The organism is Plantactinospora sp. A48 (genome assembly GCF_055793945.1).
The window spans coordinates 131,312-144,230 of sequence record NZ_JBTIXF010000001.1 but is presented as its reverse complement, the minus strand read 5'-3'; the positions used below and the strand labels follow the sequence as shown (position 1 = coordinate 144,230).

11 protein-coding genes are annotated in these 12,919 nt (G+C 74.7%); 9 read left to right on the top strand and 2 right to left on the bottom strand.

The features are described 5' to 3' along the window. Positions 1–10: 10 nt before the first annotated feature. The 3 genes from ACXN5W_RS00675 to ACXN5W_RS00665 are packed head-to-tail and all read left to right on the top strand — an operon-like array spanning position 11 to position 3,259. Complete coding sequence (locus ACXN5W_RS00675; RefSeq protein ID WP_473156111.1) at positions 11–766, top strand: NAD-dependent epimerase/dehydratase family protein; 756 nt, start codon at positions 11–13, stop codon at positions 764–766. Positions 767–821: 55 nt separating this feature from the next. Further along, entirely contained in the window at positions 822–2,168 is a 1,347-nt protein-coding gene (locus tag ACXN5W_RS00670; RefSeq protein ID WP_473156296.1) for a nucleotide disphospho-sugar-binding domain-containing protein, read from the top strand. Further along, on the top strand, positions 2,165–3,259 hold the full coding sequence (locus tag ACXN5W_RS00665) for a MupA/Atu3671 family FMN-dependent luciferase-like monooxygenase (RefSeq protein ID WP_473156110.1): 1,095 nt from the start codon (positions 2,165–2,167) through the stop codon (positions 3,257–3,259). The genes ACXN5W_RS00670 and ACXN5W_RS00665 overlap by 4 nt, the downstream gene beginning before the upstream one ends. 273 nt (positions 3,260–3,532) lie before the next feature. Here ACXN5W_RS00665 and ACXN5W_RS00660 read toward each other — a convergent pair whose 3' ends face one another. Continuing rightward, positions 3,533–3,838: a DUF6059 family protein gene (locus ACXN5W_RS00660; RefSeq protein ID WP_473156109.1), complete on the bottom strand. Its 306-nt coding sequence runs from the start codon at positions 3,836–3,838 to the stop codon at positions 3,533–3,535. Between the two features lie 431 nt (positions 3,839–4,269). On the opposite strand from ACXN5W_RS00660, the gene ACXN5W_RS00655 reads away from it, so the two are divergent. Further along, complete coding sequence (locus ACXN5W_RS00655) at positions 4,270–5,493, top strand: nucleotide disphospho-sugar-binding domain-containing protein (RefSeq protein WP_473156108.1); 1,224 nt, start codon at positions 4,270–4,272, stop codon at positions 5,491–5,493. A 139-nt stretch (positions 5,494–5,632) separates the two neighbouring features. Here ACXN5W_RS00655 and ACXN5W_RS00650 read toward each other — a convergent pair whose 3' ends face one another. Continuing rightward, complete coding sequence (locus tag ACXN5W_RS00650; protein ID WP_473156107.1) at positions 5,633–6,598, bottom strand: aldo/keto reductase; 966 nt, start codon at positions 6,596–6,598, stop codon at positions 5,633–5,635. Positions 6,599–6,926: 328 nt separating this feature from the next. Between ACXN5W_RS00650 and ACXN5W_RS00645 the strand changes: the two genes are divergently transcribed. The 5 genes from ACXN5W_RS00645 to ACXN5W_RS00625 all read left to right on the top strand — a co-directional run bounded on the left by ACXN5W_RS00645 (position 6,927) and on the right by ACXN5W_RS00625 (position 12,872). After that, positions 6,927–7,880, top strand: a complete 954-nt coding sequence (locus ACXN5W_RS00645) for an aromatase/cyclase (RefSeq protein ID WP_473156106.1) — start codon at positions 6,927–6,929, stop codon at positions 7,878–7,880. Beyond that, on the top strand, positions 7,873–9,540 hold the full coding sequence (locus ACXN5W_RS00640) for a class I adenylate-forming enzyme family protein (RefSeq protein ID WP_473156105.1): 1,668 nt from the start codon (positions 7,873–7,875) through the stop codon (positions 9,538–9,540). The genes ACXN5W_RS00645 and ACXN5W_RS00640 overlap by 8 nt, the downstream gene beginning before the upstream one ends. Positions 9,541–9,580: 40 nt before the next feature. Beyond that, positions 9,581–9,883, top strand: a complete 303-nt coding sequence (locus tag ACXN5W_RS00635) for an antibiotic biosynthesis monooxygenase family protein (RefSeq protein WP_473156104.1) — start codon at positions 9,581–9,583, stop codon at positions 9,881–9,883. 43 nt (positions 9,884–9,926) lie between these two features. Next, positions 9,927–11,777, top strand: coding sequence for an FAD-dependent oxidoreductase (locus ACXN5W_RS00630; RefSeq protein ID WP_473156103.1), 1,851 nt, complete (start codon positions 9,927–9,929; stop codon positions 11,775–11,777). A 72-nt stretch (positions 11,778–11,849) separates the two neighbouring features. Further along, entirely contained in the window at positions 11,850–12,872 is a 1,023-nt protein-coding gene (locus tag ACXN5W_RS00625; protein ID WP_473156102.1) for a methyltransferase, read from the top strand. The last annotated feature ends 47 nt before the right edge of the window (positions 12,873–12,919 follow it).

Below are 12,919 nucleotides of genomic sequence, written 5' to 3'. Positions count from 1 at the left end.
AGGAGCGCGGATGGACATCATCGGACGGGGCTTTCTGGCCAACCACCTCGCGACGCTGGCCGCCGACCACGACGGCGTGCTGGCACTGGCCGCCGGGGTGTCCGCGGCCAGCGGCACCGCACAGGCGGACTTCGACCGGGAGACGGCGCTGGTCACCGACGCGGTACGGCGGTGCGTCGCCGACGGGCGGCGGCTGTTGTTCTTCTCCACCGCCTCCACCGGCATGTACGGGGCGGCCGGCCGGGGTCGGGAGGACGAACCGGTCCGCCCCGGCACCCCGTACGGCCGGCACAAGCTGGCCATCGAGGGCATCATCCGGGACTCCGGGGTGGACCACCTGGTGGTCCGGCTGGCGCACGTGGCCGGCCCGGACCAGCCGCCACACCAGCTGCTGCCCTCGCTGGCCAGCCAGGTGCTGACCGGTCAGGTCCGGCTGCACGCCGGAGCCCGCCGGGACATCATCGACGTCGTCGACGTGGTGGCCGTCATCGATCACCTGCTGGCCGCCCGGGTCAGCCGCGAGGTGGTGAACATCGCCACCGGGTACGCCGTACCGGTCGAGCGGCTGGTGGACCGGATCGAGCAGCGGCTCGGGGTGCGGGCCCGGCGCACCCTGGTGGCGACGCCGCCGGTGAACCACCTCGTCTCCACCGAGAAGCTGCGCCGGCTGGTGCCCGCGGTGCGCGAGATGGGCTTCACCGACCACTACTACGCGGCGGTGCTCGACCGGTACGTGGTCGCCCGCCCGCTGATCCGCACGGCCTGACCGGGCCGGCGGTGTGCCGGCCGGCCCGCCGGCTGGAGGAAGGAGGAACGTGGCGATGCGGATCCTGTTCGTCGCCTCGGCACTGCCGTCGCACTTCTTCGCGATGGCGCCGTTCGGCTGGGCCGCCCACGCGGCCGGCCACGAGGTGCGGGTGGCCACCCCGCCGGGCCTGGTGCCGGTCGTGGCCCGGTCGGGCCTGCCGACCGTACCGGTGGGTGCCGACCTGGACTTCGCCGGCGGCTACCGCGCGCGGCGGCCCGGCTCGTCGGCCGATCCGAAACTGATGTTCGCCGCCGTGGCCGAGGCCATGGTGGCGGACCTGGTGACCCTGGCCCGCGGCTGGCGACCCGGCCTGGTGGTCTGGGAGCCGACCTCGTTCGCCGGCCCGGTCGCCGCCGCGGCCGTCGGGGTGCCGTCGATCCGGTACCTGTGGGGTCCCGACATCGTCGGCCGGGGGACCGGCGGGCGGGACCGGCTGCCCGAGCCGGTGACGGCGCTCTTCGACAGGTACGCCGGCGGGCTGGCCGGGGTGCCGGAGTGGACCACCGTCGACCCCTGCCCGCCCTCGGTCCAGGTGCCCACCAGCGGCCCCTGGCGGCACGTGCGGTACGTCCCGCACAGCACGGCCAGCCGGGTCGAACCGGCGGCGCTGCGGGCACCGGACCGGCCCCGGGTGCTGGTCACCCTCGGCATGTCCGTCACCGATCTGGTGGGCCGGCGTGCCTTCCTGCCGCCGCTGGTGGTCCGGGCACTCGCCGACTCCGACGTGGAGACGCTGGTGGCGCTGCCCGCCGGCCAGGTGGCGGCGCTCACCGACGGCGGCCCGCTGCCGGACAACGTCCGGGTGGTCGCCGACTGCCCGCTGCCGGTGCTGCTCGCGCACGCCTCGGTGGTGGTGCACCACGGCGGCGCGGGCACCCTGCTGAGCGCCGTCAACGCCGGTGTGCCGCAACTGGTCCTCGCCCAGATGCCCGACCTCGCGTTCTACGGCGACCGGGTGGCCGCCACCGGCGCCGGGCTGCGACTGGGCGCGGAGGTCACCGAGGCGGCGATCCGGGACGCGGTGGCCGCGCTGGGCGCCGGATCCGGGTCGCCGGCCGGCCAGGTCGAACTGGCCGGCCCGGTCGAACGAGCCGAGCCGGTCGAACTGGTCGAGCCGGTCGAACTGGCCGGGCGGGCCGGGCGGGCCGGGCGGGCCGAACTGCCCGGGCCGCCCGAGCGGGCCGAGCCGGTCGAGCGAGCGGGGGCAGCCCCGTCTGCCGCCGGTCGACGGTCCGATCCCGATCACCGGGCCGCCGCGCTGCGGCTGCGCGCCGAGGCGCTGCGCCAACCCACCCCCGCGCGGCTCTGCGCCGAGCTGCTCGGACCCGCCAACCAAGCCCAGGAGGAGCTCGTACCATGAGCGGTCGGCAACTGAACTTCGGCCTGTTCTTCTTCGCCGCCCTCGGCGACGACGCACCCCGGACCTACCGGTTGATGCTCGACGCGGCCCGCCGCGCCGAGGAACTCGGCCTCGGCTTCGTCTCCACCCCCGAGCGGCACTTCCACCGGTTCGGTGGGGCGTTCCCGAACCCGGCGCTCACCTCGGCGGCGCTGGCCGCGGTCACCAACCGGGTGCAGATCCGGGCCGGCAGCGTGGTCACGCCGCTGCACCCGGCGCTGCGGATCGTCGAGGACTTCGCACTCGTCGACTGCCTCTCCGGTGGCCGGGCCGCGATCTCCGTCGGCTCCGGCTGGAACGTCAACGACTTCGTCCTCAACCCGGCGGCGTACCCCGACCGGCGGGACCGGATGCTGCGCGACGTGGCGGAGATCCGCCAGGTCTGGCGGGACGGCACCTGGACCGGCGCGAACCCGGTCGGCGCCGAGGTCACGCTGCCGGTGTTCCCCCGGCCGGTGCAGCCCGAGCTGCCGATCTGGGTGACCGTGTCGCGTAGCCCGGAGACCTTCCGCCAGGCCGGCGAGCTGGGCGCCAACGTGCTCACACACCTGGAGAACCAGGACGTCGACGCGTTGCGCGACAACATCGAGCTGTACCGGGAGTCGTTCGAGCGGCACCACCCGGGACGGACCGGCACGGTCACGCTGATGATGCACACCTACGTGGCGGAGAGCACCGAACGGGCCCACGAGGTGGCGCTGCCGTGGCTGCGGTCGTACCTGCGGACCGCTGTCGACCTGGAGTCGCGGGCGGTCGGTGCCGGCGGCCGGATGAGCGGCGGCCGGACCGGCCGGGAGGTCATGACGCAGGAGCGGGCCCGGGACCGGCTGGTGGAACTCGCGGTGCACCGGTATCTCGCCGGCACCTCGCTGATCGGCTCGGTGGCCGACTGCCGGCCGGTCGTGGACGCGGTCCGGGCCGCCGGGGTGGACGAGATAGCCGCGCTGGTGGACTTCGTCGGGGACCCCGACGCGGTGCTCGCCGGCCTGCCCCACCTGGCCGCCCTCGCTGCACCAGTCACCAGCCCGATCCCGACCCCCGTCCCGGCTTGATCCTCGTCCCGGCCTGATCCCGGCGCCGGCCCGATCCCCTGGCCTTGTCGGTCGGCCGAGCGAGATCTTGGACGGAAACCGTTCGCTGCGAACGGTTTCCGTCCAAGATCGCGGTGTAGCGGTGACGCCCTCGCGCCGCGCCGCTCGGTGGAGCGGGCGCGGAGGTGGGGTGGGCGCGGAGGTGGGGGCCGGGAGGGTGGGTCAGGGAGGTGGGGGCCGGGAGGGTGGGTCAAGGAGGTGGGGGGTCAGGGAGGGCGGGTCAGGGAGGGCGGGTCAAGGGGTGGGGGGTCGGGAGGGGTCGTTCAACCAGTCGACGTCCCGCCAGTCCAGATCGTGCCAGCCCAGGTCGCGCCAGAGCCGCAGCTCCACGGCGGACGGCGGGATGTCGCCGGCGGCGTGTTCGGGATGGCCGGGCAGCACCGGCACTCCCGGCCGCCGGCCGGCCCGCCCCCACCGGAGTACGTCGGCATCCGGCACCGGGTCGACCCAGCCCGGGACCATCGGGTGCATCCGGCCGACCATGCCCAGCCCGGACACCAGGTACCGCAGCAACCGGCGCCAGCCGGCCGGGCCGGTCACCGGACCACCCGGGCCGGGACACCCGTCATCGGCGTACCTGCCTGCTGGGCCGTCATGGGCACACCTCCGTGCCTCGACGTGGACCGGTGGTCCGGGCGTGTCGCCGGAGCCGGCCACGGATCACCCATGCTGTTCCGGCGGTTTCGAGCAGCGGTCCATCGACGGTGGAGGTCTGGGCTGGATGCTGACCCCGCGGCACCGCCCCGCGGCACCGCCCCGCGGCACCGCCCCGCGGCACCGCCCCGCGGCACCGCCCCGGGCGCTGCCCGTGGTGACCGCCCCGCGCTGCCCGTGGTGACCGCCCCGGGCGCTGCCCGTGGTGACCGCCGCGGAGCGGCCGCAGACCCGGCGTGGCGCTGGATTCCGCCTCGATCCCGGTACCGCACGCTGGCCGGAGCCGACCGCGACGAGGCGCTACTACAGGAGGCGGTATGCGGGTCATGTGTACGGTGTCGGCCTGGCCGAGCCACTACTACCCGATGGTCCCGGTGCTGTGGGCGTTGCGGGCAGCCGGGCACGACGTCCGGGTGGCCTGCGCGCCGAGCCAGGCCGAGCCGGTGTCCCGGGCCGGGCTGACCCCCGTGCCGGTGCTCGGCGAGCTGGACATCCCGTTCCTGGCCCGGCTGCGTAACGTCTGGGACGCCCAGGCGGGCACCTGGCCGTACGACTGGGTACCGCCGCACCCGGTGACCGGCGCCGAGATGACCTCGGTGGCGGAGTTCGGGTACGCCGACTTCGCCCGGGCCACCTCGGAGCGGATCGCGACCCCGGTGGCCCGGGGCGGTACGGCGGCCATCGAGCTGGCCCGCCGGTGGCGGCCGGACCTGATCCTGCACGAACCGCTGTCCATGGAGGGGCTGCTCGCCGCCCAGGTGGTCGGCATCCCGTCGGCGGTGCACCTGTGGGGCCCGGTCGGCAGCCACGAGACCGACCCGGCGGTCCGGGCCGTGACCGAGTACCCGGTCGGCTCGTTCAAGCCGCACCGGGCCGGCAAGGTCGAACTGGACACCGTCAGCCACGTCATCGATCCCTGTCCGGTCGGCCTGGCCCCACCCGTCGAGGCCACCCGGCTGCCGGTTCGCTACACCTCGTACAACGGACCGGGAAGCATGCCGGAATGGGTGCTGGCCGAGCCGGCACGACCGCGCGTGGCGGTGGTCTGGGGCAACTCGCTGACCGCGATGTTCGGTCCGGCGTCCCTGGCGGTGCCGCTCATCATGGCGGCGCTGGCCGACCTGGACGTGGAGGTGCTGGTGGGCACCGGCGGCCAGGACGCCGGCGCGGTGGGCGCGACCCCGGCGAACGTCCGGGTCATGGACCGGGTGCCGTTGCATCTGGTGTTGCCCGGCTGCGCCGCGGTGGTCCACCACGGTGGCGCCGGTTGTCTGATGACGTCGGTCGCCGCCGGGGTACCGCAACTGGTCATCCCCACCGGGATGGACCAGCCGGCCAACGCGCGGCGGCTGGCCGCGACCGGCGCCGGGATCTGCCTGCCCCGGGTCGAGGCGACCGTGGAGTCGGTCCGGGACGCCGTGACGGCGCTGCTCGACACGCCCGCGTACCGCGCCGCCGCGGTCCGGTTGCGGGGTCAGAACGAGGACCGGGCCACGCCGGCCGATCTGGTCGCAGACCTGGAGAAGCTCGCCGCCGGCTGATCGGGCCGGTCCCGGTTGCCACCCGGCGACCGGCGGATCCTGGCTGCCCCGGCCATCCGGCCGGCCCGTTCCCGAGGATCCACCGGCTGTTCCGGGGTTCGCCTCCCTCCCCCCCGGGGGGGGGGCCGCCCCGCGACCGTCACCGACGGGGTACGCGGTCCCCGCTCACCTCTTCCGACGGGATCGTCTCGGTCAGCAGTCGCAGCTCGGCCGGGGTCAACCGGACCTGGGTCGCCGCCACGTTCATCTCCAGGTGGGTGGTGCTGCGGGTGCCGGGGATCGGCACGATGTCCTCGCCCTGCGCCAGCAACCAGGCCAGCACCAGCCGGCCGACGCTGACGTCGCGCTCCGCGGCCAGCGCCTCGGCCCGACTCACCAGCGCCCGGTTCCGGGTGAAGTGCTCGGGCCAGAACCGCGGATGGTTCCGCCGGTAGTCGCGCTCGCCCAACTGGTCGACGGAGGTCAACCGGCCGGTGAGCAGACCCCGGCCCAGCGGGCTGCACGCCACCAACCCGACCCCGAGTTCCCGGGCCACCGGCAGCACCGTCTCCTCGACCTGGCGCTCGAACAGCGAATACTCGCTGGCCAGCGCGGCGATCGGATGCACCGCGACCGCCCGGCGCAGATCCTCGGCACCCACCTCGGACAGGCCGATGTGCCGCACCTTGCCGGCGGCGACCAACCCGGCCAGGGCGCCCACGCTCTCCTCGATGGGCACGGCCGGATCCACCCGGGCCAGGTAGTACAGGTCGATGCGGTCGACGCCCAGCCGGCGCAGTGAGGCGTCGCAGGACCGCCGGAGTCGCTCGGGGCTGGCGTCCACGCCGAGCGGCCGGCCTTCCGGGGTGAACAGCGCACCCCCCCGGGTGGCGACGACAGCGTCGTCACGACGATCCTTGATCGCCTCGCCGACGAGGGATTCCACGGCACCGCCGCCGTAGAAGTCGGCGGTGTCGAGCAGCGTGACGCCAGCGTCGAGGGCGTGCCAGACCGTGCTGACCGCCTCCTCCCGGTCGACCGGGCCGTAGCCGCCGGTCAGGCCGAGGGTGCCCAGGCCGATGGCCGAGGTCACCGGTCCGGAGCTGCCCAATCTGCGGAGCTGCATGAACTTTCCCTTTCTGCTGCCAGATGCCCGGCCGGCCCTCGTGGCCCGGGGCGCGATCCGGCGGCACACGCCCGCGGGACCTCGGGCGCCGTCGCCGGTTCGACGCAGCGTGGCAGGCGCCGATCGAAGGTGCTTTGAGGCAATCCGGTGCTGCCGGCGACCGTGGCCGCCGACCGTGCCCGGCGACCGTGGCCGCCGACCGTGGCCGGCGACCGTGGCCGGCGGCTGCCACCCTTCACAGCCGCTCGACCGGCCCTCGATCCGGCGTCGCCACGATCGGCACCGACACGACCGGGGTGAGGGCTCCGGCCCGGAAGGATGGTGCGCGGTGTCGCAGTCAGGACATGTCGAGGTGGCCCAGCAGGTGACCGTGGAGGCACCCGCCGGCGAGGTCTTCGAGCTGATCGTGGACGTGCGGCGGTGGCCGCAGTTCTTCGGCTCCCTGGTCCACACCAGCGTCGGGCCCGCCGACGGGGACGCCACCGACGAGGTGCGGCTCTGGGGTGTCCGGGGTGAATCGGCGGTACGGGCCTGGTCGGCCCGCCGCTGGGTGGACCGGGAGAACCTGCGGGTGACGTTCGACAACGACCCGCCGCCGCCCGGGGCCACCAGCCAGCTCGGGCACTGGGAGGTCGAGTCGACCGGTACCGAGACGTGCCGGGTCACGTTGCGGCACTCGGTGGTCGGCGCTGACGCCCCGGCCGAGGTACTGGCGCGGGTCGGCGAGGAGTTCGACAGGCACTCCCGGGCGCAGCTCGCGGAGCTGAAGTCGGCCGCCGAGCGGCGCAAGGACCTGGAGGAGCTGGTCATCGGTTGGGAGGACACGCTGTTCGTCTCCGGCTCGGCCGAGGACGCCTGGACGATCCTCTACGAGGCCGGCAAGTGGCCGGAGCGGATCCCGCACGTGGCGCGGATCGAACTGACCGAGCCCAGCCCCGGCATCCAGTTCTTCGACATGGACACCTCCACCCCGGACGGCCGTGCCCACACCACCCGCTCGGTGCGGGTCTGCCTGCCGTACGAGCTGATCGTCTACAAGCAGATCACGCTGCCGCCGATGCTGGAGGCGCACACCGGGCACTGGCGGTTCGAGCAGACGCCCGAGGGCACGATCCTCGGCGCCCGGCACACCGTGACGCTGAAGCGGTCCAAGTTGTCGATGCTCGGCCCGGACACGACGGTGGCGGACGCCCGGCGGTACGCCCGGCGGGTGCTGGGCACGAACAGCATGAAGAACCTCCAGATCGCCAAGGCGTACGCGGAGGAGCGGGCCGATGGCTGACGCCGCCGTACCCGCCCCGGCCGGGTCCGGGCCGACCGGAGCCCCGCCGACGGCGCTGGTGGGATCCCCGCCGGGGCCCCGGCCGCCGCTGGACTACCCGGCGATCCCGGTGGACGGACTGCTGCGCGCCGCGGCCCGGCGCTGGCCGGAACGGACCGCCATCCGGACCGGTGCGGGACGGGTCAGCTTCGCCGAACTGGACGCCGCCGCCGACCGGGCCGCCGTCGCGATCACCGAGCTGATCGGTGGTCCGGGGCGCCGGTGCGCGATCACCACGGCGCTCAGCCCGGCGTTCGCCAGCGCCTTCTACGGCATCGTCCGCGCCGGCAACGTGGCGGTCTCGGTCAATCCGCTGCACCGCCCGGAGGCGATGGTCGGCACCATCGCCGCGTCGGGCGCCGCGCTGGTGCTGGCCGATCCCCGGACGCTGGACCGGCTGGCCCCGTTCGCCGACCGGCTGCCTCCGCTGGTGCCGCTCGCCGACACCGCGCCCGAGGAGAGCGGCCCGAGCAGCCCGAGCGGCCCGAACGGCCCGAGCAGCCCGAGCGGCCCGAACGGCCTGAACGGCCTGAACGGCCCGAGCGGCCCGGCTCGACCGGATGACGTGGCCTGCCTGCACTACACCAGCGGCACCACGGGCGAGCCCAAGGGCGTACTGCTGACCCATCGGAACCTCGTGGTCAACGCCATGCAGACCGTCCAGGCGCACCGGTTGGACGCCACGGCCGTCGCCTTCAACGGGCTGCCCGCGTACCACCTGATGCATCTGAACGCGGCGGTGTGCGCCGGGACGACCCAGTACCTGTACGGCGCGCCGGCCCTGCTCGGCGCGGCGAAGGTCGCCGACTCGGTGCGCGAGGCCGAGCGGGTGGGCGCCACCCACTACTACACGCTGCCGGTGCTGCTGTCGATGCTGGCCGCCGACCCCGACCTGGACCGGCTGTCGGTCGACTCGGTGCGGGGCATGTACTGCGGCGGCTCGGCGCTGCCCGAGCCGGTCGCCCGCCGGTTGGGTGACCGGTTCGGCATCCCGGTGGTGCAGGGCTTCGGGCTCGCCGAGGCCAGCTCGATGACTCATCTGGACCGGCCGGACCGGCCGCGCCCCGGTTCGGTGGGTGTGCCGGCGGCCGACACCGGGTGCCGGGTGGTCGACGTGGAGTCCCGGGCGCCGCTGGGCGCCGGCCAGGTCGGCGAGATCCAGGTCCGGGGTCCGCAGCTGATGGCCGGGTACGCGGACGGCCAGCCCGGCGTCGACGCGGACGGCTGGTTCTCCACCGGCGACGTCGGCCGGATCGACGCCGACGGCTACCTGTTCCTGGTCGACCGGCTCAAGGACGTGTTCAAGTGCGACAACGAGCTGGTGTCGCCCTCGGAGCTGGAACGGGTGCTCGCCACCCATCCGGCGGTGCGGGACTGCGCGGTGGTGGACCGGCCGGATCCGCTGCACGGCGCGGTGCCGGTGGCGCTGCTGGTGCTCGACGACCTCGCCGGCACCGACCCGGACGAGCTGGCCGGGGACGTGCTCGGGTACGCCAACGCACGGCTGGCGGCGTTCCAGCGGATCGTCTCCGCGCGGGTCGTGGACGCGGTGCCCCGGACCCCGATCGGGAAGATCGCCCGCCGTGCCCTGCGTGAGGCGTACGCGGTGGTCCCCGCCTGACCCGTACCACCACCAAACCATCCATAAGGGAGGAACCGTCATGCTCACCCTGATCAACGAGTTCACCGTCACGGGCGACGTCGAGGAGTTCCAGCGGGTGCTGGAGGACTTCAACCGGTACATGTCGGCCCAGCCCGGCGCGGGCGGCTACCGGCTGCTGCGCTCCACCCTCCGGCCCGAGGTCTTCGTCGAACTGGCCGACTGGGAGAGCGCCGAGGCGCACCAGGCGGCGGTCCGCAGCGAGGGGTTCCTGCCGCTGGTGGCCCGGTTGCGTCCGCTGGTGGAGAAGTCGGTCCCGGACCTCTACCAGACGGTGCGGGCCGAGGAGACCGTGGCCGGCTGACCCCGATCCGCCCGATCCATCCGATCCCGCGAGGAGCCGTTCCATGTCCGAGTCGATCGACGTCCTGGTCGCCGGTGCCGGCCCGGTGGGCCTGACCGCCGCGTACGAACTCGCCCGCCGGGGGCTGCGGGTCCGCGTCGTCGACGCGGCTCCCGGGCCCGCGACCACCAGCCGGGCCATCGCCACCCACCCGCGCACCCTGGAGACGTACGACCAGATGGGCCTCGCGGAGCGGATGATCTCCCGTGGCCTGGTGGTCCAGGCGTTCACCATGTACTCCAACGGGCGACGGCTGGCCCGGCTGGACGCCGACTACACCGAGATCCCCACCCGGTTCCCGTTCACGCTCGCCATCGACCAGGTGTTCACCGAGGAGGTGCTCCGGACGGCGCTCGCCGAGCGGGGCGTGTCCGTCGAGTGGGGCACCCGGCTGGAGACGTTCACCCAGCACGACACCGGGGTCCGGGCCACCCTCCGGAGCACCGCCCCGGCCGGCGCCACCGCCGCCACCGCCGGTGGCACCGGCGCCACCATCGCCGCCGACCGGACCGAGCTGGTGGACGCCGGTTGGCTGGTGGGCTGCGACGGCGGGCACAGCGTGGTACGCAAGCTGCTCGGCCTGCCGCTGATCGGCGAGGCGAACGAGACCTGGTTGATCGCCGACGCCGAGGTCGAGACCGCGTTGCCCCGCAACAGCATCTACTGGATCCGGTCCGGCACCGGCACGCTGATGCTGGCCCCGCTGCCCGGCGAGCGTCGGTGGCGGATGCTGGACACCGTCGAGGTCGACTACGACGGCGACGCGGCGGTGATCGCCGAACGGTTCGGCCGCAAGCTGACGGCCGGCACCGGAACGCCGGTGTCGGTCCGGCCGCCCGGTTGGGTGTCGGTGTTCACGGCGCAGCAGCGGATGGTGCCGGCCATGCGGCGGGACCGGGTCTTCGTCGCCGGTGACGCCGCGCACGTGCACAGCCCGGCCTCCGGCCAGGGCATGAACACCGGCATCCAGGAGGCGTACAACCTCGGCTGGAAGCTCGCCCAGGTGGTACGCGGCGAGGCCGACGCGACGCTGCTGGACACCTACGGCGCCGAACGGGTGCCGATCGGCCGCGAGCTGCTGGGTTCGACGAGGCGGGCCACCGCCCTGGTCGCGCTGAAGAACCGGCTCGCCGGGGTGGCGCTGCCGGTGGTCTTCGGCATCGTGCAGCGGGTGCCGGCGCTGCGGGTCCGTGGCCAGCGCACCGCGCTGGGGCGGGTGTCCGGGCTGAAGCTGGGCTACCCGGCCGGGCCGCTCACCACCCCGGGGCTGACCCCGCCGGACGCGCCCGCGCCCGGCGAGCGGGTGACCCGGGTGCATCCGGCGCAGGCCGCCAGCCCCGGCTGGCGGGCGCTGCTCGCGCAGCTGCGGGACGTCCGGTGGACGCTGCTGGCCTTCGGGCCCGCAGCCGCCGACACCGCTGGCGGGATCGCCGCCGTGGCGCCGGACTGGCTCCGCGTGCGTACCGTCGCCGGGGCCGACCCGTCCGGACCCGCCGGCACCGCCGGGGCCGACCCGTTCGAGCCCGCCGGCACCATCGGGGCCGACCCGTTCGAGTCCGCCGGCACCGCCGCCTCCGGCACCGACGGTGGTGTCGTCCCCTGGTCCGGCGACGCCGCCGGGACCGGCGGGCGGCCGGTGCCGCTGCCGGATCCGGACGGGACGCTGGCGACCACCCTCGGCTGCCCGGCCGGCGGCTGGCTGCTCATCCGCCCGGACGGCTACGTCGCCGCCCGCGGCGCCGAGCTGACCCTCGACGCCGTCGTGACGGCGCTGCGCCCGGCCGGACTGGTCGGGGCCGGCCGGTTCACCCGGCGCGGTCCGCTCCGCGCCGCCGCGCCGGTACCCACCTCCTGATCGTCTCCAGCGGCCGGACCGCGCCCGGGTCGACCGGGTCACGGCCGGCGGCAACCACAGAAGGGAACAACCGTGACCACGACCCCCGCGCAGACCCCCGCCCCGACCCGACTCAAGGAACTGGCGCTGGGCCTGGCGTACGCGGCGATGCTGCACGCCGCCACCCGGCTCGGCCTGGCCGACGCGCTCGGCGACGAACCGGCGACCGTCGAGGAACTGGCCGCCGCGGTCCAGGCCGACCCGCCGACGCTGGCCCGCCTGCTGCGCGGGCTGGCCCTGGACGGCATCTTCGCGGTGACCGACGACGGCCGGTACACCCACACCGACCTGTCCCGGCTGCTGCGTGCCGACGCCCCCACCCCGATGGCCGACATGGTGCTCTGGGCCGGTGCGGCCTGGGCCTGGGACGCCTGGCCGAAGCTGGCCGACGCGGTCCGCACCGGCCAGCCGGTGGTACCGGACCTGTACGGCAAGGACTTCTTCACCTACCTGCGCGAGGATGGCGGCTCGGACGCCGCGGTGTTCAACCGGGCGATGACCCAGTCCAGCGGCCAGACCTCGCGAGCGGTCGCGGAGGCGCTGGACGTCGCCGACGCCAAGACCGTGGTCGACGTCGGCGGTGGACAGGGACACCTGCTGCGCACGCTGCTGGAGCGGCACCCGCACCTGCACGGCCTGCTGTTCGACCTGCCGTCGGTGGTCGCGGTCGCCAACCCGGAGCTGCGCGAGGGCGGGTCGCTGGCCGGACGTACCACGATCGTGCCGGGCGACTGCCTGGAAGCGGTGACGGTGGACGCCGACATCTACGTCGTGAAGCAGGTCCTCAAGTGGGACTTCGACAGTTCGGTGCGGGTGCTGGAGAACATCCGCGCGGCGGCCCGACCGGGCGCCCGGATCGTGGTGGTGCAGAACCTCATCGACGACACCCCGGAACCGCGCTACGCCGCCGCGATGGACCTGCTGCTGCTGCTCAACGTCGGCGGTCGGGAACACACCCTGGACGAGTTCCGGCGGCTGTTCGACCGTGCCGGCCTGCGGTTCGCCGGGGTGACCCGGACCCGCACCTCACTGCGGCTGATCGAGGCCGTGGTCTGAGCCGCGCCGGTGACGGGGCGCCCGGTGGCACCGGGCCGGCCGCGTCG